At 53.6% G+C, this 26,759-nt stretch carries 30 protein-coding genes; 6 read left to right on the top strand and 24 right to left on the bottom strand.

Annotated features, from left to right (window positions below; genetic code table 11):
* Nucleotides 1-43: 43 nt before the first annotated feature.
* Nucleotides 44-1,813, bottom strand: coding sequence for a C1 family peptidase (locus ACQKP2_RS13540; RefSeq protein ID WP_427577106.1), 1,770 nt, complete (start codon nt 1,811-1,813; stop codon nt 44-46).
* Between the two features lie 710 nt (nt 1,814-2,523).
* Here ACQKP2_RS13540 and ACQKP2_RS13535 point away from each other — a divergent pair.
* Complete coding sequence (locus tag ACQKP2_RS13535; RefSeq protein ID WP_427577105.1) at nt 2,524-2,943, top strand: hypothetical protein; 420 nt, start codon at nt 2,524-2,526, stop codon at nt 2,941-2,943.
* A gap of 204 nt (nt 2,944-3,147) precedes the next feature.
* Here ACQKP2_RS13535 and ACQKP2_RS13530 read toward each other — a convergent pair whose 3' ends face one another.
* The 5 genes from ACQKP2_RS13530 to ACQKP2_RS13510 form a co-directional block, all read right to left on the bottom strand.
* On the bottom strand, nt 3,148-3,876 hold the full coding sequence (locus tag ACQKP2_RS13530; RefSeq protein ID WP_427577104.1) for a GNAT family N-acetyltransferase: 729 nt from the start codon (nt 3,874-3,876) through the stop codon (nt 3,148-3,150).
* Between the two features lie 82 nt (nt 3,877-3,958).
* Nucleotides 3,959-6,004, bottom strand: a complete 2,046-nt coding sequence (locus tag ACQKP2_RS13525; RefSeq protein WP_427577103.1) for a hypothetical protein — start codon at nt 6,002-6,004, stop codon at nt 3,959-3,961.
* Nucleotides 6,005-6,016: 12 nt separating this feature from the next.
* Nucleotides 6,017-6,253, bottom strand: a complete 237-nt coding sequence (locus ACQKP2_RS13520; protein ID WP_427577102.1) for a hypothetical protein — start codon at nt 6,251-6,253, stop codon at nt 6,017-6,019.
* A gap of 391 nt (nt 6,254-6,644) precedes the next feature.
* The gene (locus ACQKP2_RS13515) at nt 6,645-7,346 is read right to left on the bottom strand and encodes a GNAT family N-acetyltransferase (protein WP_427577101.1); all 702 of its coding nucleotides are present in this window, start codon (nt 7,344-7,346) and stop codon (nt 6,645-6,647) included.
* A gap of 123 nt (nt 7,347-7,469) precedes the next feature.
* Nucleotides 7,470-7,991 (bottom strand): hypothetical protein, encoded by a 522-nt coding sequence (locus ACQKP2_RS13510; RefSeq protein ID WP_427577099.1) that lies wholly within the window; start codon nt 7,989-7,991, stop codon nt 7,470-7,472.
* 496 nt (nt 7,992-8,487) lie between these two features.
* Between ACQKP2_RS13510 and ACQKP2_RS13505 the strand changes: the two genes are divergently transcribed.
* Complete coding sequence (locus tag ACQKP2_RS13505; protein WP_427577098.1) at nt 8,488-8,742, top strand: hypothetical protein; 255 nt, start codon at nt 8,488-8,490, stop codon at nt 8,740-8,742.
* Between the two features lie 81 nt (nt 8,743-8,823).
* On the opposite strand, the gene ACQKP2_RS13500 is transcribed toward ACQKP2_RS13505, so the two are convergent.
* Both ACQKP2_RS13500 and ACQKP2_RS13495 read right to left on the bottom strand, forming a co-directional pair.
* The gene (locus tag ACQKP2_RS13500) at nt 8,824-9,162 is read right to left on the bottom strand and encodes a hypothetical protein (protein ID WP_427577096.1); all 339 of its coding nucleotides are present in this window, start codon (nt 9,160-9,162) and stop codon (nt 8,824-8,826) included.
* 106 nt (nt 9,163-9,268) lie between these two features.
* Nucleotides 9,269-9,640, bottom strand: a complete 372-nt coding sequence (locus ACQKP2_RS13495; protein WP_427577095.1) for a hypothetical protein — start codon at nt 9,638-9,640, stop codon at nt 9,269-9,271.
* Between the two features lie 367 nt (nt 9,641-10,007).
* Here ACQKP2_RS13495 and mvaT point away from each other — a divergent pair, with 367 nt between their 5' ends.
* A complete protein-coding gene (mvaT, locus tag ACQKP2_RS13490) occupies nt 10,008-10,373 on the top strand; it encodes a histone-like nucleoid-structuring protein MvaT (RefSeq protein ID WP_427577094.1) in 366 nt (121 codons plus the stop codon).
* 163 nt (nt 10,374-10,536) lie between these two features.
* Here mvaT and ACQKP2_RS13485 read toward each other — a convergent pair whose 3' ends face one another.
* The 12 genes from ACQKP2_RS13485 to ACQKP2_RS13430 all read right to left on the bottom strand — a co-directional run bounded on the left by ACQKP2_RS13485 (nt 10,537) and on the right by ACQKP2_RS13430 (nt 20,585).
* Nucleotides 10,537-11,247 (bottom strand): CPBP family intramembrane glutamic endopeptidase, encoded by a 711-nt coding sequence (locus ACQKP2_RS13485; protein WP_427577093.1) that lies wholly within the window; start codon nt 11,245-11,247, stop codon nt 10,537-10,539.
* Between the two features lie 249 nt (nt 11,248-11,496).
* Nucleotides 11,497-12,654: a glutathionylspermidine synthase family protein gene (locus ACQKP2_RS13480; RefSeq protein WP_427577092.1), complete on the bottom strand. Its 1,158-nt coding sequence runs from the start codon at nt 12,652-12,654 to the stop codon at nt 11,497-11,499.
* A 15-nt stretch (nt 12,655-12,669) separates the two neighbouring features.
* Entirely contained in the window at nt 12,670-13,437 is a 768-nt protein-coding gene (locus ACQKP2_RS13475; protein WP_427577091.1) for a DUF1190 domain-containing protein, read from the bottom strand.
* Nucleotides 13,438-13,460: 23 nt separating this feature from the next.
* Nucleotides 13,461-13,886 carry a DUF350 domain-containing protein gene (locus ACQKP2_RS13470; protein ID WP_427577090.1) on the bottom strand — a complete coding sequence of 142 codons (426 nt, stop codon included), beginning with the start codon at nt 13,884-13,886 and terminating at the stop codon, nt 13,461-13,463.
* Nucleotides 13,887-13,898: 12 nt separating this feature from the next.
* Nucleotides 13,899-14,567, bottom strand: a complete 669-nt coding sequence (locus tag ACQKP2_RS13465; protein WP_427577089.1) for a DUF2491 family protein — start codon at nt 14,565-14,567, stop codon at nt 13,899-13,901.
* Nucleotides 14,564-15,589, bottom strand: a complete 1,026-nt coding sequence (locus ACQKP2_RS13460; protein ID WP_427577087.1) for an ion channel — start codon at nt 15,587-15,589, stop codon at nt 14,564-14,566. The genes ACQKP2_RS13465 and ACQKP2_RS13460 overlap by 4 nt, the downstream gene beginning before the upstream one ends.
* Before the next feature lie 89 nt (nt 15,590-15,678).
* Complete coding sequence (locus ACQKP2_RS13455; RefSeq protein ID WP_427577086.1) at nt 15,679-16,236, bottom strand: rhomboid family intramembrane serine protease; 558 nt, start codon at nt 16,234-16,236, stop codon at nt 15,679-15,681.
* 66 nt (nt 16,237-16,302) lie between these two features.
* Nucleotides 16,303-17,016, bottom strand: a complete 714-nt coding sequence (locus ACQKP2_RS13450) for a PspA/IM30 family protein (protein WP_427577085.1) — start codon at nt 17,014-17,016, stop codon at nt 16,303-16,305.
* Between the two features lie 21 nt (nt 17,017-17,037).
* Nucleotides 17,038-17,475 (bottom strand): YjfI family protein, encoded by a 438-nt coding sequence (locus ACQKP2_RS13445; RefSeq protein ID WP_427577084.1) that lies wholly within the window; start codon nt 17,473-17,475, stop codon nt 17,038-17,040.
* 725 nt (nt 17,476-18,200) lie between these two features.
* Entirely contained in the window at nt 18,201-18,842 is a 642-nt protein-coding gene (locus ACQKP2_RS13440) for a hypothetical protein (RefSeq protein WP_427577083.1), read from the bottom strand.
* A 22-nt stretch (nt 18,843-18,864) separates the two neighbouring features.
* Nucleotides 18,865-20,139, bottom strand: coding sequence for a DNA methyltransferase (locus ACQKP2_RS13435; protein ID WP_427577082.1), 1,275 nt, complete (start codon nt 20,137-20,139; stop codon nt 18,865-18,867).
* Between the two features lie 149 nt (nt 20,140-20,288).
* A complete protein-coding gene (locus tag ACQKP2_RS13430) occupies nt 20,289-20,585 on the bottom strand; it encodes a hypothetical protein (RefSeq protein WP_427577081.1) in 297 nt (98 codons plus the stop codon).
* Nucleotides 20,586-20,895: 310 nt separating this feature from the next.
* On the opposite strand from ACQKP2_RS13430, the gene ACQKP2_RS13425 reads away from it, so the two are divergent.
* Entirely contained in the window at nt 20,896-21,198 is a 303-nt protein-coding gene (locus ACQKP2_RS13425) for a hypothetical protein (RefSeq protein ID WP_427577080.1), read from the top strand.
* A 41-nt stretch (nt 21,199-21,239) separates the two neighbouring features.
* Here ACQKP2_RS13425 and ACQKP2_RS13420 read toward each other — a convergent pair whose 3' ends face one another.
* From ACQKP2_RS13420 to ACQKP2_RS13410, 3 genes are all read right to left on the bottom strand, one after another.
* Entirely contained in the window at nt 21,240-21,410 is a 171-nt protein-coding gene (locus ACQKP2_RS13420; RefSeq protein ID WP_427577079.1) for a hypothetical protein, read from the bottom strand.
* Between the two features lie 9 nt (nt 21,411-21,419).
* Complete coding sequence (locus ACQKP2_RS13415; RefSeq protein WP_427577077.1) at nt 21,420-22,124, bottom strand: GNAT family N-acetyltransferase; 705 nt, start codon at nt 22,122-22,124, stop codon at nt 21,420-21,422.
* Between the two features lie 197 nt (nt 22,125-22,321).
* Nucleotides 22,322-24,739, bottom strand: coding sequence for a UvrD-helicase domain-containing protein (locus ACQKP2_RS13410; protein ID WP_427577075.1), 2,418 nt, complete (start codon nt 24,737-24,739; stop codon nt 22,322-22,324).
* Nucleotides 24,740-24,953: 214 nt separating this feature from the next.
* On the opposite strand from ACQKP2_RS13410, the gene ACQKP2_RS13405 reads away from it, so the two are divergent.
* Both ACQKP2_RS13405 and ACQKP2_RS13400 read left to right on the top strand, forming a co-directional pair.
* Complete coding sequence (locus ACQKP2_RS13405; RefSeq protein WP_427577073.1) at nt 24,954-25,613, top strand: helix-turn-helix domain-containing protein; 660 nt, start codon at nt 24,954-24,956, stop codon at nt 25,611-25,613.
* Between the two features lie 108 nt (nt 25,614-25,721).
* A complete protein-coding gene (locus tag ACQKP2_RS13400; RefSeq protein ID WP_427577072.1) occupies nt 25,722-25,910 on the top strand; it encodes a hypothetical protein in 189 nt (62 codons plus the stop codon).
* Between the two features lie 92 nt (nt 25,911-26,002).
* Here the strand turns inward: ACQKP2_RS13400 and ACQKP2_RS13395 are convergent, their stop codons facing one another.
* Nucleotides 26,003-26,728 (bottom strand): hypothetical protein, encoded by a 726-nt coding sequence (locus ACQKP2_RS13395; protein WP_427577071.1) that lies wholly within the window; start codon nt 26,726-26,728, stop codon nt 26,003-26,005.
* Between the last annotated feature and the right edge of the window lie 31 nt (nt 26,729-26,759).

Raw genomic sequence — 26,759 nt, 5'->3', positions numbered from 1 at the left:
TGCTCCTCTCCCTCACTATTCACGTTCACTATCGAGTAATCGCTCAAAGTCCCGTGTAGGCCCAGATGCGGCCAGACTTATGCATCTGGTATAGACGCCCACCGGATGAACAGATCGATTGGGATTCTCCGTTCCCATCGATCTCTTTCCATCCTGTATGAGGCGTGCCAGTGTAGATCCAGATCGCGCCGGTGTTGTGGATCTGAAACAACTGACCTGCGGACGCTGCGATCTCACGTGTAGCCTGGTTGTTATCCAGTTCATCCCATCCCGTGTTAGGAACGCCGTTGTACTTCCAAATGCGCCCGTCTCGGTGTTTTTGGTACAGCTCGCTTCCATCTGCGACGATTGCAACGGTCGCTGCGTTTCCGTCCAACTGCTGCCAACCAGTGTGGGGCGTGCCTGTGTATTTCCAGATGCGCCCGCTTTGATGCAGCTGATACAGATTGCCGCCTGAAGCAACGATCGCAGTGGTTTCTGAGTTGTTATCCAGCTCATCCCAGCCGGTGTTAGGAACCCCGTTGTACTTCCAGATTCGCCCGTCTCGATGCAACTGATACAGGTCCTGGCCGTCAGCCACGATTGCTACCGTCGCTGGGTTCGCGTCGAGCTGCTGCCACCCGCTGTGAGGTACACCGGTGTACTTCCAGATCCGGCCGTTATTGTGCAGCTGGTAAAGGTTACCGCCCGCCGCAGCGATAGCTACGGTTGCGGGGTTGCTATCCAACTCTTCCCAGCCGGTGTTAGGCACTCCTGTATAGCGCCACACGCGACCCGTCTTATGCAGTTGGTACAGCTTGTCCGCGTCTGCCGCGATGGCTAATGATGCTGGATTGGCATCCAGCTGCAGCCAGTCTGGGTACCTGGCCTCTGGTAGGTGCAAGCCGGTGATCCCATACATTGGAAAGTTCAGACGACGCCCAGCGGAATCCGTGTCGGGCGATTCCGCGTCAATCCCGCACTCGCCATAAGCAATGCGGAAAAACCCGTTTTCGCCGAATGTAGGACCCCAGGAGTTTTTGGCGATCCAGCACCTATCTATATCCGAGTAACCGATGATGGCCACAGCGTGGTACCCGGCCTCAGCCCCAGTAACATGGTGATAAACACCACTTCCGACGGAATAGAAGTCATCATAGACATGAAAGGACGCCACTACTGGACCATGGTTAGCAATCCACGCCTTACGCTCAGCAGCAGTGTTGAGGATCACCTTTCCCTTAGCCTTGTAGGCCTTGAATTGTCTGTCCGGAACTACAGTACACGTCGGTTCCGGACCACCGGTGAACGCGCTGAGGTAGGGGAATGAGGCCTCATCGACCACTCCCCTTACGGTCGCCGCGTCTAGACCGTCGGAGGCGCTCCAGCCACCACAGGTCGCACCATGCGCGCTACAAAAATGCAGATCAGCTTCCGATAGATCAATGGTGTAACCCACTGAGATCCGCGCAGTGGCTTCCAGCACACCACAACACGCGAAGGACACGCAGGACGAACACAGCCCTTGGTCTTTTACAGATGTCACACGATTCTGATTGTTAGCGAACCGCCAATCCCAAATGGGGGGTGGCGCCCCAACAATAGCGCCCATCACCGGGGCCATTGCCCGTTCAGCTGCAAGCTTTGTCCAATCGATGTCGACGCCGAGCATGAGTCGCTTGCGAGCGTCACTCAACAAGCTGACTGCAGTTGGTTTGGCGGTCCAAGTTGCATTAACACGCAGCAACTCGAGTTTCAGATCTGTGAGAGATATGGCCATCTTATTTACCTCCAGACACGTATAGCCAAACTCCATTGAATCGAGGCGCTTCATGGACTGCGCGGCCGAATTTTGGGCAAGCGCACACGATCCGAAACTGCCTCAGTTCAGAGTTTTCAATAAAGCTGCTCGCTGGAAGAAAATACCCAAGACTGACCAAGCCTCCAGTCTTGCCCGCTCCTGGAACGCTGTCTCCGCGGCAGTCGCGTTAATACCCACATGAGCGTGGTATCGATTGCCTAAGCGAGTTCCTGGAGGTCTCGCGCCGGCATTCCGAACGCAACCAAGTAGTGAAAGCTGCTTCAGCCGTAAGCACCATTTGAAGTGGAGGCCTGCAGACTGTGAGCAACAAATAAGCCTAGGCCAGGCCGGCCATCACCTCAGATGAATTCGAAAATGCTCCAATAGCCAAAGACGATTACTCGTAGACTCAATGGGCTGCCACCCATGAATTGCCAGGGCACACTCCAACACCTCAAAGGACAAGGGCTGACTGTTTCAGCCGTTCGGCACTTACACCTGGATCATCGACGATCAAATGATAGACCTGCGATTACCTGCGCAGGCCGGAGGCTTCTCAGATATGTTTCCCCAAAAAAACGTTCGAATCATAGGCAGGTTTGTCGATGCATGACCTTGAACTATCGGGGTACCCTCCTCTCCTCAGCCATATCCTCCAGGGCAAAGAATTTGGGCCGCTTCTGAAGTCGCCGAGTATCGATCGGCATAGGAAAGAATGGTGCACGCTCATCAGGGAGCTAACCATGTGTGCCCCCAAAGACAGCGCCATTGTCGAGTGCTTTCACACTCAATGGCATGTTTCCCACCATTACATCCGTGAGCTTGTCGACAATGATGAGTTGTTGATGGACATGCTCTGGACCTGGTTGCCACGGTACAAGGGGCCTGGCCTATTGCTCTATCGTGGAGAAAATATCGATCGCCTGGAGTGCGGCAAAATTGGAACCGCGTGGAGCACAAAGGAGGAGACTGCCCAGATGTTCGCCAGAGGGTTGAACGCTACGGGAAAAGGCGGAGTGGTCGTGAAAACCACAGCACCAGCGGATGCAATAATCGCCGGGCCGTCTGCTCACAGCATCTATATGGGTGAACATGAGTACACCGTCGACGTGCGCAGATTGGGTCCGATCAGCCGCACTAATTGCTACCCGCCGAGCCACTGAAAGTCGTCACCGACTGTTGGGAAGCGCGGGATCAAAATTGGAGTGAGACTTCACAGCTGCCTGATGTGTCATGGCCAGGGAAAGCGAGATTACCGAACCAATGACTGGCCGGCGGCGATCATGCTTGTGTCCGAATTCGGCCCTGCGGTTTTGAAATGGCCTCCGAGCTATCGTAGGCCACTTTGGTTGTCATTGTCGCTTCGGCTAGGCCGGTTGCTGGGTACGACCTGCAGACTCAACACCACGAGTAGCCAGCATTGCTTCGATCTCTTCAACACGCTTTCGGGTATCTGCGTCTCGCTTGGCATATGCTGCAGCTGTGCGCTTGCCTAGCTTGTCCCGAATCGCAGCTTTGGCTTGCTGGTATGGCTTTTGGTTTTCCAGATACTCCTGGTCCTGCATCCAGGTAATGCCACTCAACGGGCCATTACTCATGCCGACGTGAGCATGCTGAATGTTGTCAGCATGGAACCCAAGCTTCTCGTAAAAAGGTACCAGTTCAAGCGGACAGTCCAGGCTTATTACCGTGTACTTGCTTTTTAGCTCTTCCAACATCTGCTTGAAGACGCCCTTCCCACGATATTCTTCGACTACCGCGGCATACCCGATCGAAGCCACACCTTCGGTTAAGAGCCTGGGCTTGTATTGAATGAAACCGGCGAACCTCGGCGTTTCACCCTCGTCATCGATCGCCGCAATGACTCCGACCTTCAAGTCACACATCACGCCGTTGAAGACCTGACGCGCACCGGCCCCAACCATACGCAGTGACCCCCCGAGCAAAATCCCTACCTCAGCCTCTGCAAGCGCCAGCAGCGGGCTTTCCCTATCGATATTCTGGCCGATCATGGCGGGCGCTTCTGCAATCGCCAACTTGAGGCTCTCCTCCAGCACCCGGGGATTGATACCGTCGGTGAAATGCATAATTTCCATGTGCTCTCCTTAGGTGGGCAAGTTCCAGCTCGCCCGTGGTTATGGATTTTTGATCCCAGGTGGTTTGGGCTGTTCGGCCAATTCAGTAGGGGCGCAATTGCTCAAGCCCTGCAAGCCAGTCGTCCCATGTGTCTACGCCTTTGGCCAGCTCGATCATTTGTTCAATATCGATTCCACGGTTCAGCCCCTTGGAGACCTGCTGGTCGAGCCAGTTGCTTTTTAGGTTAACCAATCGCTTGCGAAGAATGCCCGCGAGGTAGCTGCGTCGTGTGGCCAGGGTGCCCTGCTGGCGAACCATATGTTTTGCCAGCGCATCAACTACGTCAGTACCCAAGGTCGTGGTTGAAACCTTCGCGAGCGCACGTAATTCCGCGAGCAGGCTTGGGGCCCCGTAGCGCTTAGTCAACTCACTAACCCGTTTAAGCCCAAGCTCGTTGAGGTGGTGGGATCGGAGACTCAGGATCTCATTGATGGCGGCAGCAACAGTCTCCTCTGCGGCCGCAACAGGGGTCGCCCGGCCAATCTCCGCGGACAGCTTATCGAGTAGTGACTGCAAATAGACCAACTGTGAACCGCTGGCACCACCGATCGATGTCCGGATAGATTCCAGATGTTCGAGCAGCCCTTCAGGTAAATCACTGCCCATCAGGCGCCTTTCAAAATTAAATGCGACAACACTTTCCGGCCGGCGGATTAGCCCCCACTGACTGAGCACTCGAAGGTATTCATCTTTGGCATTGCCGGTGAGGACGTCAGCTCTGGCCGTCAAGGCGTCAGTGATGCCTCGCTTGAAGAACGGTTCAAGGTCCGGTTCAAATTCAGGATCAAGCATGCCGCAGTACGGATACTCGGATGTGGCCTCATCGAAGATGTATTGCGTCAGGGCCTGATCATCAAGCTGATCGAGAGGAAGCCCATCGTACATCAGCGAAAAGTTGGCCGATGTCGGCTTACGGTTGAAGAGCTCGCAAAAAAATGAGGTCAGGGGTGTCAGATCGTTTCCACCCATACAAGCAGCCTCCACAAGGATCTCGTCGCGGAGATCCCCTGCCGGCAGCAACGGAACGATTCGAGGCCCCCATTCACCTAAGAGCGAATGGGGAATACGCCAAGTACCGGTATCCCAGCGCCGAAATGTGACATTTAACAAGCGCTCACGGATAGCCATATCCTGGCTGAGGAACGGACCATCACCATTTTCCACCTTCCGAATCGCAGCCACCAAAGCGTCGGTGTCGGCGTTATTCATCGCCTGTAATACTTGAAGCTCAGGCAACTCCATGGCGACTTCACGAAGTGGCTCCGGCAACACCTCAAGTAGCTCCAGATCACACGCGTGGATCGCAGCCATGGCTACCGTAGCGGTGAGATTTGGGTGCTGATCGAAGCGGCGGCAAAGTTCCGAAACAACCTTCCGAGCTACTCCAGTATTCGCAGCTTGCACCGCTGCCGTAAATACAAAGCCGAGCACTGGGCACACCGTTAGATCCATCTGCTCAATCAAATCATTGAGCGGCTGGGGGGCGGTCTGATGCATTGATATCTGGCGTGCCAGGGCGAACGCTTCCATGCAATCAGCGTATGGCTTGGACATTTCCCGGAGCGCGGTGACGGCCTTTTCGCAGCTCGCTGGGTAGAGGGGTAGCCCTTCTGTGCGATCCAAGCGCATCGACACGGCAACGTAGATCGCCGATGACAGCAGTTGGATGGCGGATGGCAGCTGGTCCTTACGCGCTAGCACGCAATCCACCAAGTCGGCGATAGGTGTATCACTAGCCCCGGACTTGAACATTGTCATGGCGAATGCGCGCAGTTCCATGGCTATGCCATCTTCTGTGGTCGATTCCAAGCCATCACCAAGGGCTGCCCATGCTGTCTCATTTTCGAGCACCCAAAGACAGTAGGCGATTTTCTCGCGTAATGATCGACCAGGGTTTTCGATGCGCTGGTAGACGTTCAGTGCTTCATCAAAATTGTGGTCAAGGAGCAGTCGGTCACCATCGGCTTCAATTGAAGAGCCCTGGACATCAAAATCGCTGTATCGGCCCCTCATGATTTGTCCCGTCGTGAGGGTGTTCTCTACTTTTATTTTGGTGCGAGCTTCAGCAGATCCCATCGGGTTCTCCATGATGTTTTACCTTTAAACTCGAGGAGGAATGGCTGGCAGGGGTTTATCTATATCAGGCTGCTTGGTATCAAACACATAAGTGTATTGAGCCCGACGCCCCGGCAAATTCTGGGTATCCCTGGGTTTTCTCTCGGACTCCGCTTTAGCCACCTGCTCTAGGGCCTTCGCGAGCGCAAGATCAAAATCCTCCTTGGAATCTGCAGCAACAATCACTGTGATGTGTGCATTGAATTTCGCTTGGGTCGACATAGTGCCTCTCCTGGTATTCGTAGAAAAAGCATTTGACTCGCGCATCGGCTCTCGCCGACCAAGGTCGGCTTCATTCATCGAATGATGATGGTCTTCGGGGCGCCGTAGGGAAGGTGCGTACCGATCCATTTTTTCCCCATTGCAGCCGTTACTCCTTCAGGCCTGAAATGCCAGGTCTTAAAAAACAAAATGAACAACAAGCTCATCCGCACACACGCACCTACCATCGGGAGAAAAGCAAACGCGAAACCCCGGATGGGAAAGGGCGCAAGGCATTTTCAGCAGCGAAGCCAGCGGTGATCAATGCCAAGGACGGTGTCTACGCCCTTTCCGTCATTAATGATTCAGTGCTTGTTCCATGCGCATGCCAGGGTGTGGCCGGACCGTACGCTTAGGGAAGCAGTGAGGGATCTGCCTGCCATTGTTGGATGTAATTTTTGACCTTCAGGGTTTCTGCCTCAATTTCACCGATGCGATCGGAAAAGACCCGGCCATAAGACTCACCAAGCTTGTCGCGAAGTCGGGCGAGCGCCGCTTGTACGGTATCAACGTTGTCGAACGAAGCTTCCCGAAACCGAGCCATCTCACCGCCTGGACCGCCCCAGCCCATCCTGACCTGAGCGCCTTGCTCACCACGCACCTCAAACCCGAGGCCATGGTAGACGTGCACCAAACCCAACGAACAGCTCAGGCCAATGTCTCGGACAGATTTTCGTAGTTCCTTGATCATTTCCGTCATGACGCCCTGCAATCGGTATTCCTTTCGAACCGCCGTTCCGATGATGCCAACGATATCGTCGCTTCGCAGATCACGGCTGTACAAAATAAACCCAGCAGCACACTCCCTCACAGGATCGCGAGCGAGAACTACGCCTGTGGAAAATCGTCCTACATCGGTGATCAATTGGGGCACCGTGTAGATCATGTAGTTGTTGTATTCCTCTTCGAGAATGGCTCGCTGCCAGTCGAACAACGGATGCCTTTCACTCATTGGTTCCAGGAATAAACCAGAGGCACATTCCCAGGTCATGTCCATAACGCTCTGCCAAACCTCTTCGGGCAAAACCACATCAACAAAATTTTCGTATTGCAAGGGGACCTCTATTACCCAACCAGTCAATGATGGGATTTTCACTAGCCTTCAGCCAACAATCATACGGCTCGATAAATGACTTACCGTGGGCTTGTCGACAACTGCACCTAAGGTGAAAGGCGTTTAGATTTTCTTGGTGTTAGCCCGATTGAGGGGGGATGGCGCAGAGCGTTTCAAGCCGAGCCCAAATATTAGGTAGCCAAGGCTCATCATCATCAGGCCCTTACCGAGTTGGACAATCGTTGGGCTGTCGATATAGGTGAGTAAGGGTCCGGCAATCGTGCATGCAAACCAAACGTACGCCATCGTTGTCGTTAGCTCGCCGACAGGTGATTTTACGTTTGCAAACCATCCTGGAGACTTTGTCTTAACCACTGGCTCTTCCTCAATGGCAGAAAACAGCGTGTCAACGATGTCCAAACGTGGGTCGTCGGTAGCCTTGAGACACCTCAGCGCCGTCTCGCAAAATACGATCTCATAGACACCATCCTGCTCACGCCAACTTCTGAGGATGCATCCCGTAAACATTGCCCCGCCATTCGTCACGGATACAATCTCAGTCCCCAAGCGCTCGATATATTTTTTCAAAACCTCGACTGGAACTGCCCTGTTCGGAGCGCCTCGAAGTATTCTGGTGTCCTTCATAGCCTCGTTCCTTTTTGCTGAGGTTCGTATCCCACGAGAAGATCTTAAGGTCCAATTTCTTGGCCTCGCTACAGCCGACAGGTTAACGTCGCATCCATCAAAAGCCAGCAAAAACACCGGCAGTTTGGTCACGTCTTAATCTGCTGAGCCGATGCAGGGTTCTAGTGCACTCAAGTAATGCGGTTAACCTCTCCGCGCAGTGCACGAAGCGCTCACACATTTGAACCGTTGATTCCGACATACCCTGTGTTGATCAAGTCTCTGAAGAAGTGTGGATGTCGATCTATGCATCAGCTCGCCTGCACCTGGTAGAGATGCACGCACACCTACTGGTGCCAGGCGCAAGCTTCAATACCTGCAGCACGCTCCTTGGGCCGTACCTGGGCAAGGAACCACATGCACAATGGGTGTTGAACATTGCTCACAAAGCGCAGATGTGCGCGTCGGAGGCTAAGCCCGCCAGCCCGGCCGGCGGTGATTGGACGTCAGTGAGCATATGCAGTGGGACGTCCTGTCGATCACCCCATTTGACTATGGCGTGGTTCGCGGGGTTTCGGCAGAGGGTGACCTGCTGGTGTTAGAGGCAGAGCCAGGCTTCACGATGACACTGATCGTCCTCGATTGCTTTGTCCACCCACAGCACGAGTCGTTTTCGCTGATGGTCGATCTTGCCTCTGGGCATCTCGATGAGGTTGGCCATCCCTGCATCATCAACACGCAGCGCCAGGAACAAATTAGGTTTGCTCTCTGATAGGTGGTCGACAAGATCGAGGAGCGCTGGTTTACGTTGGTATCCAGCACTCCCTCTTTTGACGCCCTCTATGCAGCTCACTCAATACCCCGCTACGTACGCCAAGCCCCTAGCGAACGGCCCTTGGGACAACCAAATCACGCCATACAATGCCGCAAGGGAGACTCGTCCGGATAGGACCAGGTAAACAACCGGCAGAACGAAACAGATCTGCATGATCTGAAGCCCGAAGGCCAGAAAACGCATATTGAAGCTCGATGATTGTTTTAACTCTTCCCCCCAGAGAAGTGAGTCAAAGGGGATCTCGAAATAGAAATACAGGGCGACCCAGCAGACACAGGCCAAAACAGAAAGAACGCGAAGAGTCGTGCTCGCCGTTGTTTTGAGGTGGGGCGCATTGGTTATTGATTCTTCGATCATCGTTACCCTCGTTTCTGGCTTTTCAGACTGAGAAGGAGCTCATGGAGCTATTGGCGACCCCTTCGACCAACAATGGTGGGCTCTGCAACAGGGGCTACGGAACCGATCAAATGCCGGCAACAAATGCCAACCCTTGGACGACCTGCGCACGATCGGTCTGCATGATTACCACCCATTGTGCGAATGCCAGGACCGCATAAAGAGCTCCACAGCCACCACCGGCCCAAGAGAAGCAATAGTAAAGACCGAGCGCCCCTAGCACTGTCAGAAACCGTGCCCAATAAACCAGGTAATTCAAGTTGGTATTCATCGGTTCGGCCACCGGATTTGCCCACAGGGCCGAGTCGCTCGAGAACTGAAAGTAGATCTGCAGAGCACCCCAACCGACGTATGCCAAGATGCACATAAGGCCAATGATCGAACGCGCTTTGACTTTTCGAAGAGCTTTTGGGGGCAGATCAATTGTTCCAATTGTCATCGTTAATAACCTCATAACTGGTAGGTAAATCAGTTATGGATAATCGTGCACATGCACGTTTAGCGTCACAACTCAAAACCAGGCCCGGAATTTCTCCTGCCTCTAGACAGGCTCTCCGACAGATTACATTTCGCGCTTAGCCCCACAGCTCTTAAATGTTTCATCAGTTGTGTGTGGACTTCACATTTCCAATGGTGGCAAACTTGAGTCGATGTAACATTGACACTACAGCGTTGATTTTAATCCCAATGCTGAGCGATTAGTTTCGCTTCTAGACGAACACAACAACGAAACCATGGCAGTTGCCTCTCGGCACTGGGGTTTTGTCACCGCGGCCCAGGACGGGGTCAATACTGAGGGAGCAACCATGTCCTTGATCAACGAATACCGTGCCACCGAAGAAGCGATTAAAGAGCTCCAAAGCCGCCTGGAGTCGTTGAAAACCAACGACGGCCTGCAGAAAGAAATCGAATTCGAAACCAAGCTGAAATCGCTGATGGGCGAGTACAGCAAGAGCCTGCGTGACATCATCGCACTCCTCGATCCGAAGGCTGTCAGCAAAAATGCGGCCTCTACCACCAAAGCCGGTAACACAAGAGCTGCTCGCAAAGTTAAACAATACAAGAACCCGCACAACGGCGAAGTCATCGAAACCAAAGGTGGCAATCACAAGGGCCTGAAAGAATGGAAGGCAAAGTACGGCGCTGAAACTGTAGAATCTTGGGTTCAGTAAATAGCTGAGCGAAAAAGCCAGGGATTGCCCTGGCTTTTTTGTGCCTGTCACTTTCTTAGGAGCTCGAAAGCATCCTTCGCTTCAAGCTCGAACCCAGCTGATACATGCGGCCAAAACTGAGGACAGCATGTAGAGAACTATCACTAGTTGTCTAAAATCCCGGTTACTCGAAATTGGCAAGGACTAGGTCGGAAGTCATGCCGGCAACCTCTGCAAAGCTGTGTAGCAATATCGGCGCAACCAGGCCTCCAGTAGCGATACGCGCTACACCCAAAATGACGCCCAAGCACCCCAACAAGAGAAACGACGGCCAATTTTTATACTGGCCGTGGGTAAGCATAAAAACTGTGGCAACCACAATGACGCCGACCCACTGCCAGGATCGCTTGGTGATTGGAAACAGCCGAATGAGAAATTGGCGAAACAAGAGCTCCTCACTGAGCGGCGGCAGGACAACGAGCATCACCAGGAACAGAACAATCTGGCCTGTCGAGAATTTGGATAGCAAATTTGCCATGAACGGTTCCCGGTTGAACCCGAGTTTCACGTCTAGGAACATCCCCACGACGTAAGCAACCACAATCAATGGCAAGCCGGATCGCAGCGCCCTCCCTATGTTGTGCCCGGCCAGTGCTCTGATACCTCCACTATTACGGTGTTGGACTAGTACGAGCAGCAATAAAGCCGCACCAGTGATCCCGTGTGCACCAACCATCCAAAGAGAATTCCAATTCTCTTGCCCCACAATTGCGACGGTTGCGATCTGGGCCGAATAGAAAATGAACAGGGCCAAAGCCGCCATACCCCATCGACTCCCCCACCTGTAGGGTTCATGTCGAGATTTTTCGAATGTGGGATTTACCTCGAACTTCATTACCGCTTCCTTACCTGTTGATGATTCAGTTGAGTGTAACGGCCGCGGCCAGCCATTCCGCAGCCCATCTCAAGCCTAAACATCCAGAAGCTCTGCCTGTTCAGACCCCGCCACCACTTCGATCCGAATTCAGTCCGGGGTTAGTAGTTACACTCCAGCGCTCGTTGTAGGTTGTTCGCTGTCGAACATGAATTGGTAACTGGCCAGATAAGTGCGATTCCTGGCCAGGTCACCGAGTCCGGACAGTGTTCAATCAATCACGATGTGTGGAAGAAACCGGCTGCTGTCCTTTGTGATGATGCTGTCGTCCTCACGAATGCCGATACCGGAGGCGCGATCACCCACGACCCAGGAGCCGATGAGCGTGTAGCTCTGGTCGAACTTCGGCAACGCCGCAAATTCCTGAAGGATGTATGGTGCGTCATTGTATGGGCCATCCTCGAACACAACCTCATCTGACGTCGTTCGAATTTCGATGTTGGAACCCTCGCGAGAGAAATACGGCTTCCTCACCCACCCTTTGGGGACTGCTGACAGAGGATCAAGGTCGACGAATGCCGGCAGTAGGTTTGGGTGGCCTTTGTTGAACTGCCAAAGCAAGGGCAGAATCCCCTTGTTCGAGATAATCGACTTCCAGGCTGGTTCGATGAACTGGGTGTCACAGGATGGAATTGCCGCACCATGCGGCTCAACAAAAACATGCTCCCATGCGTGCAGCTTGAAGATTCGCTCGATCCAGCGCTCTTCCAGATCGACGAACCGTCCATCTGGAGTCAGGCCAATATCCTCGATGTCGATATGCCTGGTCTCAATACCCGCATGTTCGGCCATTTTCCGCATGAAATCTGTCGTGCCACGGTCCTCGATGGACCCAGACATCGCAGAGAAATAGAAAGGCCCACCTTCACGCAAAGCGTGAAAGGCTTGGATTAGATCCGCGGCTAAGGAATTGAACTGCGTGGCATGGGCGGGCAAGGCTCCACGAGCCAACAACTCCTCCAGCCATATCAGCTGAAATGCACCCGCCTCATAAAGGGAAGTGGGTGTATCCATATTTGCCTCCAGCAACTTGGCTGGGCCGTTGCCGTCGTAACTGAAGTCGAACCGCCCATACAAGTGTGGATGCCCTTCCTTCCAGGATGTTCGAACCAGATCGAAGAACGCCTCAGGAATCGCCAGGCGGGTCATCAGCTCCTCACTCTCAACAACCCGCTCGACAACGTCCAAGCACATTGCGTGTAGCTCCTCCGTTGGAGCTTCAATGTCCTTGGCAATCTGAGCCTCAGTGAACTGGTAGTAACCACGCTCATCCCAATAGCGCTCACCACCGATCGTGTGAAAATCAAAGTTTTCACGGGCCGCTGTTTCGCGCCAGTTTGGGCGTTCTTCAATGCTGATTTTTTTCATTTTTAACGATCCTGGTTAGCCACCGACGCTAATACTTCCGCCGCTTTTTCCGCTCCACCCGCTACGTGCGGTGGCTTGTGCGCCAAAACCACCACGGGAGATGGACGATGATGCGGAAGACATGCTCGTTCCAGAACCACCACCCAGGCTACGACCCAAGGTTGCCTGGGTGTAGGTATCGGTTGAAGAGTACTTAGCTTGCATCGAGCGACTGAACGTTTTGCCTTCGTCGATCTGACGCGACAGCGTCGAAGTCTCGTAAGAGCCTCGACTATCACGCGTTTGGTAGATCGGTTGGGCGACAAACTGCGTACCGCTGCTTCGGTTGCTCAGCAGGTTGCCGATCAGCAAACCATTCAGGAAACCACTGCCCTCGCCACCTCCACCGCCACCGCCACCACTGAAACCGTTTCCGGCCTGCTCAACCTGGTGTCGCGCTGCATCTACGTCTTTTTTCGGAATTTCACCGGAGATGGCCAACTCAAAGCCGCCGAGCTTTGGCATGAACTGACCGTCAGAGGTTTGCTGGCAGTAGTCAGGAACGAAATCGGCCTCGCAAGCCGCCTTGTCGTCGTACTTTGGCGCAATACGGTTGTGGTCAGACAGCGCTTGCATAAAAGCAGCCGAACAGACATCGACAGGGACCTTTTTGTCGGCACAGTCCTGTACAGATTGAAATGTCTGCTTTGCGCTAAAGGTGAGCTTCGGCTCGGCCGGCGTACAGGCACTGATAGCTAAGGGCAACGTACTGGCGAGCACCAGCTTCAAAGAACTGCGTCTCATCATGATCTCCTTTTATTCCAGTCTCAGGCCGCCGGGGTCATGCATGCGGCGTTCAGAAGACCAACGCTGATCGCGACGCAACCAGCGTAAATGGCCGATGCGAGCTCCCCTCTTGCGATACGCCCAGACAGCCCCTTCAGGACTAGGCTGGTGGCGAAAAAAGCCAGCAGCTGAACAACGGCTGCAATAACCGCCCAAACAACTGCATCCAGCACGCTGACGCTGTAGGTGATGATGTTGCTTGCTGGGATCGCGAAGCCGATCAATGCGCCACCCAATGCAAGAGCGGCCGCCGTGTTGCCTTCTCGAATCAGTTCGAATTCCTTGTGCGGCGTGAGCCGGGTGTAGACAAACTGAAAGAGCGCAAACAGGATGGCGGCGACTACGATGTAGACAAGAAAGGCCAACACAGCCTGGGAGTTGAGTGACAAACGAAGTGCGTCAAGCATTGATGCTTCCTTTTAGATGACATTGAAGTCAGTGGATTGCAGAGTTACCCCGATGGAGGTCGTAAGAGAGATAACGCCCTCCCCATCTTCTTCAACCGACAAGAGCAGAAACTCCCGTCGATCGAGTAATCCGGTATCGCGGGCGTAAAGCATGCTCAGATGCTTTATTTGGTAGGACTCTTCCGGATTCGAGACATGCTCTGTAAATGGTGTGAGTTCCGTTTGGCCGAGCTCACTGCCCCACTGCCGCTGATATTCCCAACCGGAGTGTTCGTACGTTGGCATGCCGATAGGCGACTCGGGGCCGACCAGGCGTTTCAACTCGGCCTCACTGTTGATCGGAACAACAGAGAAGTAACCGAATAGGATGACGTCCTGAACATCGGTGGATGCCGGCCCGCTCATCAGGCACTGCAGCCAGTAATCTTCGTTCTCGAAGTAAAAGCGTGACAGGCGAATAGACTGTCCAAGGTCGACCTCGCCGACGGCCCATACAACCTCTTTACTTGGAACCTCCAACTCAGAATGACCATTGAGCAGCAGCTTGAGAGAGTCATCGAGATCCAGCATCCGGCGTGGTGCCAAGCCGAATGGGTTACCGACGACTGCCGGCGCCTTTAGCCCGGCTGTTGCGGAAGGCAGCGGTGCTTCAAAACCCATCATGCGTTTCAGCCATTTCATAGCGAGCCTCCTTCAAGGCGTTCCGAAGCGATGTAAAAGATTTCCCCACCACGGACTTCGATCGCGTTGGCAGGGTTGATGTCGAATTCATTACTCCCAAGGGCTCGATAACCAATCAGCGTCGCACTGAACTCCTTTCTCAACCTGATGTAGAGATCGCCACAATTCGTGGAAAACCCATCAGGCAAGACGTAACGAAACTGCGTCGCCCCCTTCCCCACGCACAGCAGTTCATGAATGACGATGCTTGAGCCTGGGTCCTGCGATGAACGCACAAGCATCTCGATCGCCATGTTTGAGGTGCATTCCAATTCCGGCGCGTATGTCTTGGCGAGAGCAGCCCGCTCTGAATCATTGAAGTGGGCAACCACATGCCCTTTTGGGGCCAACTGCTTGAGGGTGAGGACGATCGCTAGCGTGAGGTTGTCCGATTGTGTGCGAACGAGAATTCGATGGGCCCCAGAGACACCTGCGCGCTTCAGAAGGATTGGTGAATCCAGCGAATCGCCTTTCACAAACGACGCTTTACCGGGCATAGGATTTTCGAGCGTTAACGCATCACAAATGACCATTTCGTCACCGCGTGATGCCTCATCCTGGGAAAGCAGTTCGACAATCCGCTCACTAGACTCGCCGTCCCAGCCAATCAACACGGTGTGCCCTGTAAGGGTGGAGTAATCGCCCATTCCTTTCATTTTCCGTCTCCAGAGGACACTGACTGATGTTGTTGCCTTACCAATAACCGTTGTCAGCAAGGCAATCCCGCCAAACATTATCCAAAGCGCGGTGATGGTCTTACCCAGACCGGACTTCGGGGACATATCGCCGTAACCCACCGTTGTAGCTGTGGTGCAGTAGAAGTAGAGGAAGTCAATGCAACTCAACAGATGGTCTTCGCCAGCAATGAATAAGAGCGCATACGAAATCCCAAAGTGCAGTACCAGCATGAGCCCTATGCCTGCCCATCCGAATCTCTCGAAAAAAGCAGCCGTGTGGGCTCTCAACAGAAGAAGCAGCGACATCAACAACAACCCCCGATGGCAGTTCCGAGCGGATGGCAGGAAGTTAACGGCTGATAAAAAATCTGCCAGTCAAAACGGGGGTTAGAAATTCACGCGGCAATAGGTGCAACGGATTTCGACCGCTTCAACCAGGCTGTCGCGATACCCGCAAATGCACCGGCAATATGTGATTCGAATGACGTACCAGATGACGGAAGGAAACCAAGCACCAGACCGCTGTAACCCAGGAATGCGACGGTGGCCAAGATTAAATTCTGGAAACTGCGCTGGTACCAAGCCCTGGCGATCAGAAATGTCCAAAGGCCAAAAATTAGACCGCTCGCGCCCACGTGATATGCATCTCTCCCGAACACCCAAACCAGGAGGCCACCGACAACAGAAACCATCGCAGCCACTTTGAAATAGTGCTCGATTCCTTGAATTGCGACTAACCAACTGAGAACTATGAACGGCAATAGGTTTCCAAACAGATGCATTACCGACGCGTGAACAAACGGGGAAATCAAGACACCAACAAGCCCCTCAAACTTTCTCGGGACAATCCCGAACTGCAGAAGTGAATTGTTGGTTCCAACATTGAACAGCTCAACAGCCACGAGCAATGCAGCCAGACTCAATATGACTTTTACATTTCGCCCTGCTTTCATCTTTCGCCACCGAGTCCGGACCAAAAAATAGGCCGACGGATTTTCCGCCGGCCCACCCAGACTTAATTATTGCTCGGCGATGTTTGCTTGACCTTGGGCCTGTGCCCGCAGACGGGACAAGACTTCATCAGCGCCAGCCGGCTTCGCTCCGATCCCAGCTTCCTGCAGCCGCTTCTCGAGATCGCTCCCGTTCGCCTGAGCATTCAGCTCCTCAGCGGAATCCAGTCGTGCTTGGCGTTCATTCTGCTGCTGTTTGAGCCGAGCCAAAGTTCCAACGGCGGTTTCAAGGCTACCGTTCGCCCCACCTGTTGCAGCTGCACCACTTATTTGAGCTGACTGGACGCTATCACGTGCCCTTGCGAGGTCAGCTTGTTGGCGAAGCGATTTGATCTGACCTTCTGTCTTCGCTACTTGGTTACTCAGGACCTCTACATCCGAACCGAACTGGTCGGCAACCGCTTTTTCCTGATCCCGGGCCGAGGTTAATTCCGCGATCTTGACGGCACACTCCGTCGCGAGGCCTTCTTCACCTTTGTTGAGAGCTGCCAGGGCTTTCTGCTCCCAATTGGTGATGTTTTTGTTGTGCTCATCAACACGCTGAACGGCAAGTTTGTGCTTGGCCTTGATAGAGACCAGGGCATCTCGAGCCTTGAGGATTCGAGCGTCAGCATCCCGAATCTCCTGATCCAGAATTCGCAATGCCTGCGAGTCTACGATTGCCTCGCCAACTTCGGTCGCGCCACCGCGCAATGCGGTGGCAAGTTTTTGCAAAAAGTTCATTTAGAGGTCCTTATGGCCAGGTCAGATTTCGAAATGGTGTTCGAGTGCTTGCACGGCACTGGTCACGTTGGTGGCCAGCGTCAGGACCTCGTGCACGACAACATGGAGACTGGAGGCTGCCGCCAGGGCGCCGAACATGTCGTAGACGACATCACCACTGGAAAGCGTTTTGATGCCGATGGAGGACAGAGGAAACAGATCCCGGCTGCGAAGCACGGCGTCATTGAATTCAACACGGTTCCTGACCTGATTGGCTTCAACCAACAACGCCTCCACCAGGATCTGATCGCCGGAAATCGCGATGTAAATCGGCTGACCGCCGAATTCGTTCATCACGAGCTTCAACGCCGACTGCGCGGAATCAGTCTGTTCTACCGTGATCTCGTTGTTTTGAACGAGATCCAACTCCACAAGTGCGGAATAGAGCGTTGGGATGGTCCAGTTGATATTTTCGGTCATGAATTCCTCCAGATTGACCCGCCTGAACATTGGGTTCAGACGTACTTGCCCATTGCGAAGTGTTTTGCGGCTCGGCCGAGGTATGAAGCCGGTCTCCTCGTAACCGCCTGCGATATGCATAACGAGCGGTAGCGATTATTCAACCTGCCTGATCGATGGCTACTTTGGTTATCAGTAGGAAATCTCGGTCAGTCGCCGGAGCTTGGCCAACGGCGCTAAGCCTTCACCCAGTGCGTCGATGATTCCAGGGGTAAACATGGCGCGGTAACCGCCCGCGGTAGGTACCCAGCGTTCAAGCACATGAACTGTTCCCCGCTCCTGTCCTGCATACAGAACCGAAACAGACGCGCGCTGTAGCCTGTTCAAGAGGAGTTCAATTTCCTCTCGCTCGCTAACTGCCGCTGCGGGGATATCTAAGGTGCGGTTCAACCGGGTCTTTCGCGTGTACCGGTTAACAGGAATATTCGGGGGCCGTTTCATGTTCAAGCCACTGTTGAGTGGCGAGCAGATTTTCATAACGCTAGATAGCGTGCACGCCAAAACACACCCTAGAAATCTCAGGGGGTCAGCGGTCGATCGGAGAAGTACAGCGATGAGGAGGTGGCTTATCGTAGGCCGCAAAATGCTGTTCTGAAGGCCAGGTTGCGGCGCACGCTACCCCAAGGAGCAGATTCGATCGGCCTGTATTCACTTGACCGAAAGAACTGCCTCCTTGGTTTTTTAAATTACTGGTCCGCCCAGGCGAAAAGGGCCATCTCAATGTCAGCAACCCGCCAGCCAGAAGGTGAAATGCCTCGGGGTAAGTCGCAGTCCGGCCGGTTGATATGAGCTTGCTCTAATTCCATCATGAGCTTCGAGAGCAGCTCTAAGAACGCAACGTACCCACGGATCATAGATGGGTCGTTACCATCTGTAATAAGGCCCAACAACCCGTTCTTCACCAGCGCCCGTCGAATCCGATTATCCAGACTCGCGTGGATCTCTGGTCGGAGAAATCTCAAAAATTTGGAAGCGTACGTTAGGCCGCAACCCGGGATCAGAAGGGCCTTTTCAATTGCAATTTTGGGATTATTGATGTTGCCAACCACCAACTGAGTTTGCGCCAGCAGGCTAACATTCCCCAAACCCACTTCGAACTTCACTCGAGGACCAGCACCTCCACCCCAATCAAGAAGTTCACGAATCAGATTCGTCGGTGCTGTCTTCATCTCAGTCGCCGAGGCAAGCCAGGCACCGCGCTCCTCAAGCGACTTTATCCAGCGGAACGAAGGGAAGGTATCTGAAGGGTAGCCGTACACACCATGGTGTTTTTCCCAGCAGTACTTCTCGAAATACCCGGGGAGAAGTTTCACATCAATGGCAGTCAAATTGCGCTCCAGGGTACCAGGTCTATTTCGCGAAGGCCCTTTCAATATCCGGGTTGAGGTGGAATCCGGGTTTATCCCGGAATAGCTCTGCACCGCCCCGAACGTATTGAAGATTCAATTCTCCACACATCCAAGTTCGGTTCAGCATCTCGGCTGCTAGGCCTGTCATCATACGACCTCCGAACGGGTCTACCACTAAGTCCTGCTCATCACTGAGGAATCGAATAAGAAAGTCAGCGATCGACAATGGTTGGCCGGCGCCGTGCACGGGTAGCCCCAAAGCGGTGGCTGCCTTCTGATACTGAAGGCCGTAGGCACAACGGTGTCCTCTTGTGATCACATTCTTGGGGATTCTTCCTGCAGTTTCGCCGCCGAAGCTCCCCACTCGCAAACGATATGCCCCATCACTGTAACTGGCTTCGCGTCGCTCCCCGCCGTTAGCAATCAACTTGAGATGTCGATCCGTATGCGGCTCCAGAACCCGTCGATTGTCCGCTTTTACGAGGTGAGGATTTTTGGCAAAAATCAGTATGGGTTCGTATCCAACATTCAGTTGTTGCCTACTCTTGCTTGCCCACTGCACCGGGCCCGGGGCCTTGCTCGGATTGCTCCATATGGCTCGTTCCATGAGGCTCAGATTGAAGGTGTCGCAGATGGCCAGGATAAGCCGCTCAATGTATGTAGAGCGAGCAGGCGATCCCGGCATGAACACATCCTGTGACGTGTTGATGCACAGACTGCCATCCTCAGTCAGGTTTTCAATAATAGGGGTCAGCGTTTCAAGAATGAAATTTACAATTTCACGCTCATCCGGATTTCCGTAGCGCCTCGACTTTGCCAATGGGTATGGGGGGGACGTGAGGCACAGAGTCACAGGAATTCGCATGTTTTTGAAAATGTCGCCGCTCGGGCCAAAGATGGCCACGCCAAGATCAGTCCTGAAGCCTAGTACCTTCACACCCGGTTTCGCGGCGTTCAACTCACGCTTAGCTTGCTCAGTCAGCCCCCAAACTCCCCGAGTACCTGGGATGCGTTCTATGATCCCCATATGCTTTAGAGATTGCTGGCACCACCGGGCAGACCGGTGCGCTAAATTGTGCTTCTGACCTGAACTGCCTACGGGCTCACGAATGTCGTCCACGCCGGAATCCAGCCCCCTCTGCTTGGAAAGCAGACGGTAGAGGTCGGCGTTTTTCAACGGGGTATTAGGATTGCCTTTGTACAGATTGGCGACCTGTTCGATGCCGAACAGGTCGCCCTGGGAGGTTGGGCTCGATTTAGCTTTGAAAGACTTCATTGGAGGGCTCTGCTTTGAGTTGTCTACTCAAGCATCCGCGCCTTTACGCTGTGCCAGAACCCACCGTTATTCACATGTCAGCTTGCTGTGTAGGCCTGGGTTCAAGGTCGGCAATACAGGAATAGCCAGACTGGTTATGCTGAAGTCGGTTAATGCGTCAATTTCGTGTAGAGATCTGTTGCCCACCAAGGGCCATCTTTAACCCGTGCGGCCTTCCCTTCTCCGATCTGCTGGCCAATCGTGCCGAGTTCCTCGGCATCAGCCAGCTTCCAGTTTGAACTCACTGCGGCGTCGACAATCTCCGCCTTCACCAGCAGCACACCGTTCTTGTGGAGAATGCTGAACAGCTCCCTGGCCTTATTCATGTCGTTAGGATGTGCCAGCCCGGTAGAAACATTGACGGAGCTGCTCAGTGTTTGAATCGCTTTCTGAATCACGTTGGTCATTGGGTGCCTTTGAGTCTGAATGGATGGTTCATTGAATCATGCATCGGCGATAGCTGACTTCTCGCCAAGCACATGCTCCCACTTGTAGAGCAAAGACACAAAATGTAGACGACCGATTTCTCCAATCGCCCGCTCAAGCTGTACTTTGCACCTACTGCGGACATAAAGCCGAAGGTTTATGTCCGGTTTAGGGCCTTTGCGGTTGGCCGGTTCGCTAGGAAGAATTTTGTGGGTCTGTTTTGAGTTGCACACAATCGGGAGCGGAATCAACCTTGGGCAACTCTCACAGCAACTCAGGACAATGCTGAGCATGAACGCCTCCCCCATTAAACGCCTTGCCTTGCTGATTACCCTTGCGGGCACCGGGGTGCTCACCGCCACAGTCGCTCAAGCTGACCAGGCCGCGCGCGATCGGGGTCCAGCCCCCAGCGCGGCGGCATTCGCGGCGTGCGAAAATCAAAAACTGGGGGCTAGGGTGACCTTGAAGACAACGTCGAACAAAACCTTCACCGGCACCTGCCGTACCTACCAAGGCAGACTAGCTGCGAATACGCACGTTCGACACAGGAAGAAGGATAAGGGTTTGTGGCAAACCTTTACGTCCTGGTTCTGAGACCTTGAGACCTTGAGACCGGCATGGGTCTCTAGGGCTGGTCACTGGTCAATGATGCCGGCTTTGGCAGCCTTCCAATGAACCAGTGCGACGATGCCACCGAACACACAAAGTACGGCAACCGGCGGCAGTCCCTTCATGTAAGCGGCAATTGAACCAAGCATGAACAGAATGCCCAGGCACAAGTGAACATGTTGCGGTTTGATCTTCACGTTTTTAAATCAGCCTGCTGTTGTTGAATGGGTGACTGCTGCCCGCTCTCTGAAGAATACTGAAGCCTTGTACGAGAGCTGTTTGAGATGTCGTTCAAGCTGCTTTTCTGCATCAACCATCGCCCTCAGTCCGTAGCGTTGCACAAGCGCAGAATGAACTTCCTTGACCTCGGAGGACTGGTAGATGGGCGCAACGTCCAGAATTTGCATAAGCCCCTGTGAGGTATGGTCCCGGGTATTCATAACAATTTGTGTGTCCCGGACACGGAGCATTTGAAAGCCCATGCTTTCGTAGTAAGGGACCTTTGCTGGGGAGCAGGTCAGCTCTACATGGGGATAGCGTTTGATTACTTCCGCCATCATCGCTTTGGCAATTCCCTTCCGGCGGTACTCACCAGCTACGGCCATGTATGTCACCCCACATGCCTCCGGGTGCGATTGCAACGGCAGATACAGGACGAAGCCAATAACCTTGGCAGGGTTGTCCTCTGCATGGGCAATAGCGATCTCTGCCGGGAGTTTTTGGGTATAGGCGATAACATCTAAATACATCTGAACCTCGCAAGCAATCGCGTACTGGTAAACCGCGAACATGAAGTTGCTTTGAGGAATCGCATGCATGGACAGGTCGGTCATATTTGCGCGCACCAAATCCACGATTTGCTCCTGGACGTGGCCAGGGATCGAATTTTTATAAATAGCGATGTTTGTCATTCTCGGCCTATTTCGTTGGCGCGGTCAATTCGCGCTCAATGCTAAGCCACACACTCCGGTGAGGCTCTCCAGTAGACAACCGTTTCCGCGGTCGCCTGGTTAGGTTCAAGCATGGATGGGGCGCAGCAGTGCCACCAGCGATCATCTAGGGCTGCGCGACCCAGTGCTGCAGATAACCTACCGTCTCCTGCTCTAAGCTACTCACGATTGTCCTTGAACAGGCCTGGAGTCAGGGTCACCAACCTTGAAGCTGTCCGGCATGATTGACTCCCTGAGATTGGAAACCAGACGCACCGCTTCTTGGCCCGAGTTGCCCCCACATGAACCAAGCGGACCGCCTCACTTTCAAGAACCGTATCCCCAGGCGTCAGGTCACCTCCGGTGCTGACCCCGGCAATTTTGTAGAGTTGATTGCGGTACCAGGACGACGCGCCTCCAGCCGGGTCGCCAACCATGAACACAATGTCCGCTTCCAAAGCCTTGGACTTGTGGTAGGAGCGAACCCGTATCCTGCGACCACCGGCCGCGCGATCCTCTCGAATCAAATCGCCGGCAGCCGCGTCGATCCAGGCAATGTCCTGTGCTGAATCCGCCAGAATGAGTATCAGGTCACCAACGTCGTAGTGGACTTTACAGAGTTGATGAAACATCGAGGGGTCATCACCCCAAACCTCGACAGGCTTTTCATCTGCCCGCACTTTCCTGGTGGATGTGGTCAGCCGTCCGGATACTGGAGGCAGGTTTTGAATGAGGTTTTGCCCTGCGTCGACTATTGCCTGGGTTGATCGATGGCAATCCTGAAGAACCACCCGAATGGGCTGCGTCGGTGCTGGGAATGCAACTTCAAGGTCACTCAGATGTTGGGGAGATGTTCCTCTGGTACCAAACACCCATTGGTTATTGTCTCCGGCAACAAACAAGGATGTGCAATGTTCAGTCGATACGTCACGGGTGAGATCACGCCGCCGAATCTCGGATAGGAGTCCTCGCACCCAACCTGCCGTCGGCACTCCATGATCCTCTGCGTTATCGATCAGCAAATGCCGGAAGCGGCCCAAGGCTGCTGCAGGGACGTGCATCAGATTATCGGCATGCCGGTCGCTGAACATATCGAACAATCGACCGAACGTCAGGCATGGATTTGGCAGCGCCAGCAAGTGCCGCTCCAGTGCCTGCCAGTAGATCCCCAGTGCTTCAAAAAAAGCCGCGTCGATATCAGCTGGTAGAAAATTCATCTGGCCTGCAACTGTGGCCACCTCCAATCCGAGGGTGTCGATAATGGAAGCAAGTTCGTTGAATGCCTCAAGAATGGGTACCGCCGCGTTCCCTCCATTGAGCTTGTAGTTGAACTCAGGTGCCAGCTTGTGAAGCGAGTTTACGGTTAGGACAAGCTGCTGCGCCTCCTGATAGGAATCGAGGTGAATAAGCCTCTCGGGGAAGTAGGCTTGGAAAAGCGTGCGCTTCACCGCAACCTCCTTGTACACCTCGGTCTTTACACTCGAATTCCTCGTCAGGTGTCTACCCTCCCCTCGATCGAATCCCAAGACGACGTGCGCATTGAGCTGGGGAATGTATCCGTTGGTGCTGTAGGTTTTCCCTCGCAGTGTGAATTGCTTGCGGGTGGACGTTATTCCAGCCAGTGGCCACCTCCCCGCGGCGCGCCAAAGACCTTCAATGTATTCGCAAAGTTCTACGTCAACACTACTGAGAGCCCACGCCATCGGCGCACGCTTGATAACCTCATGATGGTCTACCGCAAGGCGCTCGACCTGCATCGACGCGCCGAAAAGGGTTGTCACCAGTTCAGCAAATCTGCGGTTCGCCAAATACAGTTGCTGAAAACACTTGCCCATTTCGTCCTGCTGGCCAGGTGTCAGGCGGTAGTCGAATGGGCGGCCATCATTCTGGATTTCTGCGCCAGTCTGACTTAGCACTTCAAATGGTACGCAGTTGCCAAGATCCGGGAGAGAGTGGGCCAACTCAAGTACAGCCGATCGTGGTGTTTTCACAATCTGCTGCGCTTCCTGAACTGTCAGCGGAGTCCCCCACTTCGAAGACAACTCTGCCAATCCGGCAGCCATTTCAACCCGAGATTCGCGGCTAAAGGTCATTAGGCAGATCTGGTCAAGTGCGACGCCGAGATATCGGTTTAGCAGGAGGACTCGAAAAAGGAGTGTCGTTGATTTTCCGGTACCGGCAGCGCCGGATATTGCAGTGGCATGTGCGGAAGAAAAGATGGCTTTCCACTGCTCGGCCGAGGGTTGCTCATTTGCCGGTAAGAATGAACCACAATCCCCGCGCATCCTTGCCTTAATCTCAGCGGTGACTATCAATCGTGACGCATTGAAAATCGTGCGATCCTTTCCTGGCACAGAATGCTCTTGCTCTTTACGGTAGCCGATGATGATCCTGGAGGCGCCGGTGTGATGTGGTTCATTACTCCCCTGTTGTACTTCTCCATTCTGAAGCGCATGCGCCGAATCACGCCCCTGCTCCCAAGAGCGCTCATGCCTGGCCTCCAAGAGGTCGAGGGCATAGTTCAGGATCGCCGCCGGTATCCGCCAAATAAACGGGAGATCATCAACGGCGTATGGCGGGCGCTCTGGTTGGCTCACTGCAAATGTCCTTTCCAAATCTGGTGATGGGAATAAAGAACCAATTTTGGTGTGGCCATTTAGCTCGTGCCACCCAAAGTAGGGGCGCGAAATTCCAGCCCCTACTTTGGCTAACACCTTGCATTTTTTGTCCGTATCTTTCCGATCAACGCCGGTGTGAAGTCTTGTTCACAGCAAGTGGGTGAGTCGCCGGCAATTAACGAATGGAGCGCACATGAAAATACCCGGCCTCGACACGTTGAAAATGAAAGGCCGTGTCAGGGGCTTGTTCCTTCAAACCGGAACGTCACACACGCTTGAAGCGCTGACGGTCATCAGCCGGTTCGACCATGACGAGCCCCGCATCTATCTGATCGACAAAGGCACAGTCACTCTCCAACTCGCCGATCAGGATGGCAATGGGTTAACCGTTACTCATCTGGTAGCAGGGGAGTTGTTCGGGTTGCTCGACCGAAACCTGGTTGAAGGGGTGAATCAGATCCAGTTGAGCGCGCATGCAAGAACCGAGTGCTCGGTTATCGAGGTCAAAAAAAGCCAACTCCTTGGGATTGGGCGCAGGGACCCTGAGGCACTCCTGGCGGTGTCCAGCGAACTATCCAAACGATTCTCAGAAGTGGTGCGCAGAGTTGGCCAATTCGCGTTCTACGACGTCAGGGGCCGCGTTTCAAGTGCACTCATGGATTTGTGTCAGCTTCCGGATGCGGTCGATCACCCTGATGGATTCGTGGTAAAGGCGACACGCATAGAGATCGCAATGATGGTCGGCTGTACGCGAGAGATGGTGGGTCGAATCATGCAGGACCTGAACAATGAAGGCCTCATTTCGGTGCTTGGCCGTAAGACTCTGATCCGCCACGATATCCGAGCGGACTAGTTCCAACCCTGAGAAAATCCGCTGCGCCGTCATCCCTCCAAGCGGGCTTAGTAGTGGGAAAGCAATATTGCATTGAGTCACTTAATTTCATCAGCAAGGAGAAATACTGTGAATCCATTGAGGCTGGCTGTAGAAATTGCTGTGTTGAGTGCTGTTTTGGGCACAGGCTTCGCTTGGTATGCAAAGCATACAGATCATGAAAATATTGAAATCATCGCTAAACCTAATTCTGCTGAATCTTCTGAAGTACGTCCTGAGAATCGCGCAGAAGTTAAAGCCGCTCCTGGCATTCAGTGAATACGCGGGGCAGCCTCCCATGGGTCTATGGGCCACTAAGCTGGGTGGTTGGGACGATTTTTGGATCGTCGACTCCCGCCACCCGCTACCTTCTAAAATAGACTCACACACTTCGCTACTCTTGGTAGCACGTCATCATCTACATCCGTAGAGCTGTAAGCTAACCACGCAGACGGTGCTGCTGGCGGTTTGTCCGGGACAGCAAATGCCCTTTTCAATTTATCAAAATCTGGTTGGGCTAAAGTTACGTCGCGTTGGACGCGCAAAAGTTTAGAGATGACATCGTTGAGTGCGATGTTGACGGTACGTAGGCCTGCGGGCGAAAGTTCAATTCCGTCGGGAACCTCGCCCACCACCCCATACATGCAACTCAGAGCCTCTTTGGCCTTGAAATAGTTATCTGACTGAACCTTGATCTGGTAGTGATCTGTAAATATAGCCGCGCCACCAGCCGCACCTGCCCCTTGGTATATCCACGCCTTGGTTTCGGTCAAGGCGCCGGCGACACCCCATAAGCCTCCAAGAACTGTCGCTCCGTCGGCAACATTCAGCGTGTTTACAAGGCGCTCGTATTGCACGGTGTATAGCTTGTGGTAGATCTCCAGGTTGAGTCGAAAATCGGATAGATTTTTGGCGGTATTCAACCCTAAGGAGGACTCACCTTTCATCCAGTTGGGATTCATTATGCGAACGTTACTGCCGTCCCTTTTGACGGCCTCCTGCTCGGATACGTTCACAACCGGCTGAGGGTAGGGGTTAACGCAGCCAGACATGAAGACCACAGCCAGCATCAAACTCGGTCTTGTAAGCTTGGCCATCTTTGGCCTCCCTGAATTTTTTATTGTTGTG

Source organism: Pseudomonas sp. NPDC089569 (genome assembly GCF_050280625.1).
In the GTDB taxonomy this organism is placed as follows: domain Bacteria; phylum Pseudomonadota; class Gammaproteobacteria; order Pseudomonadales; family Pseudomonadaceae; genus Aquipseudomonas.
This window is presented reverse-complemented; position numbering and strand designations above follow the sequence as displayed.

Excerpts from the sequence above, each read along its gene's own strand:
- ACQKP2_RS13540 (WP_427577106.1), bottom strand. The coding sequence starts at position 1,813 with ATGAAGCGCCTCGATTCAATGGAGTTTGGCTATACGTGTCTGGAGGTA.
- ACQKP2_RS13535 (WP_427577105.1), top strand. The coding sequence starts at position 2,524 with ATGTGTGCCCCCAAAGACAGCGCCATTGTCGAGTGCTTTCACACTCAA.
- ACQKP2_RS13530 (WP_427577104.1), bottom strand. The coding sequence starts at position 3,876 with ATGGAAATTATGCATTTCACCGACGGTATCAATCCCCGGGTGCTGGAG.
- ACQKP2_RS13525 (WP_427577103.1), bottom strand. The coding sequence starts at position 6,004 with ATGGAGAACCCGATGGGATCTGCTGAAGCTCGCACCAAAATAAAAGTA.
- ACQKP2_RS13520 (WP_427577102.1), bottom strand. The coding sequence starts at position 6,253 with ATGTCGACCCAAGCGAAATTCAATGCACACATCACAGTGATTGTTGCT.
- ACQKP2_RS13510 (WP_427577099.1), bottom strand. The coding sequence starts at position 7,991 with ATGAAGGACACCAGAATACTTCGAGGCGCTCCGAACAGGGCAGTTCCA.
- ACQKP2_RS13505 (WP_427577098.1), top strand. The coding sequence starts at position 8,488 with ATGCAGTGGGACGTCCTGTCGATCACCCCATTTGACTATGGCGTGGTT.
- ACQKP2_RS13500 (WP_427577096.1), bottom strand. The coding sequence starts at position 9,162 with ATGATCGAAGAATCAATAACCAATGCGCCCCACCTCAAAACAACGGCG.
- ACQKP2_RS13495 (WP_427577095.1), bottom strand. The coding sequence starts at position 9,640 with ATGACAATTGGAACAATTGATCTGCCCCCAAAAGCTCTTCGAAAAGTC.
- mvaT (WP_427577094.1), top strand. The coding sequence starts at position 10,008 with ATGTCCTTGATCAACGAATACCGTGCCACCGAAGAAGCGATTAAAGAG.
- ACQKP2_RS13485 (WP_427577093.1), bottom strand. The coding sequence starts at position 11,247 with ATGAAGTTCGAGGTAAATCCCACATTCGAAAAATCTCGACATGAACCC.
- ACQKP2_RS13480 (WP_427577092.1), bottom strand. The coding sequence starts at position 12,654 with ATGAAAAAAATCAGCATTGAAGAACGCCCAAACTGGCGCGAAACAGCG.
- ACQKP2_RS13475 (WP_427577091.1), bottom strand. The coding sequence starts at position 13,437 with ATGAGACGCAGTTCTTTGAAGCTGGTGCTCGCCAGTACGTTGCCCTTA.
- ACQKP2_RS13470 (WP_427577090.1), bottom strand. The coding sequence starts at position 13,886 with ATGCTTGACGCACTTCGTTTGTCACTCAACTCCCAGGCTGTGTTGGCC.
- ACQKP2_RS13465 (WP_427577089.1), bottom strand. The coding sequence starts at position 14,567 with ATGAAATGGCTGAAACGCATGATGGGTTTTGAAGCACCGCTGCCTTCC.
- ACQKP2_RS13460 (WP_427577087.1), bottom strand. The coding sequence starts at position 15,589 with ATGTCGCTGCTTCTTCTGTTGAGAGCCCACACGGCTGCTTTTTTCGAG.
- ACQKP2_RS13455 (WP_427577086.1), bottom strand. The coding sequence starts at position 16,236 with ATGAAAGCAGGGCGAAATGTAAAAGTCATATTGAGTCTGGCTGCATTG.
- ACQKP2_RS13450 (WP_427577085.1), bottom strand. The coding sequence starts at position 17,016 with ATGAACTTTTTGCAAAAACTTGCCACCGCATTGCGCGGTGGCGCGACC.
- ACQKP2_RS13445 (WP_427577084.1), bottom strand. The coding sequence starts at position 17,475 with ATGACCGAAAATATCAACTGGACCATCCCAACGCTCTATTCCGCACTT.
- ACQKP2_RS13435 (WP_427577082.1), bottom strand. The coding sequence starts at position 20,139 with ATGAAGTCTTTCAAAGCTAAATCGAGCCCAACCTCCCAGGGCGACCTG.
- ACQKP2_RS13430 (WP_427577081.1), bottom strand. The coding sequence starts at position 20,585 with ATGACCAACGTGATTCAGAAAGCGATTCAAACACTGAGCAGCTCCGTC.
- ACQKP2_RS13425 (WP_427577080.1), top strand. The coding sequence starts at position 20,896 with ATGAACGCCTCCCCCATTAAACGCCTTGCCTTGCTGATTACCCTTGCG.
- ACQKP2_RS13415 (WP_427577077.1), bottom strand. The coding sequence starts at position 22,124 with ATGACAAACATCGCTATTTATAAAAATTCGATCCCTGGCCACGTCCAG.
- ACQKP2_RS13405 (WP_427577073.1), top strand. The coding sequence starts at position 24,954 with ATGAAAATACCCGGCCTCGACACGTTGAAAATGAAAGGCCGTGTCAGG.
- ACQKP2_RS13395 (WP_427577071.1), bottom strand. The coding sequence starts at position 26,728 with ATGGCCAAGCTTACAAGACCGAGTTTGATGCTGGCTGTGGTCTTCATG.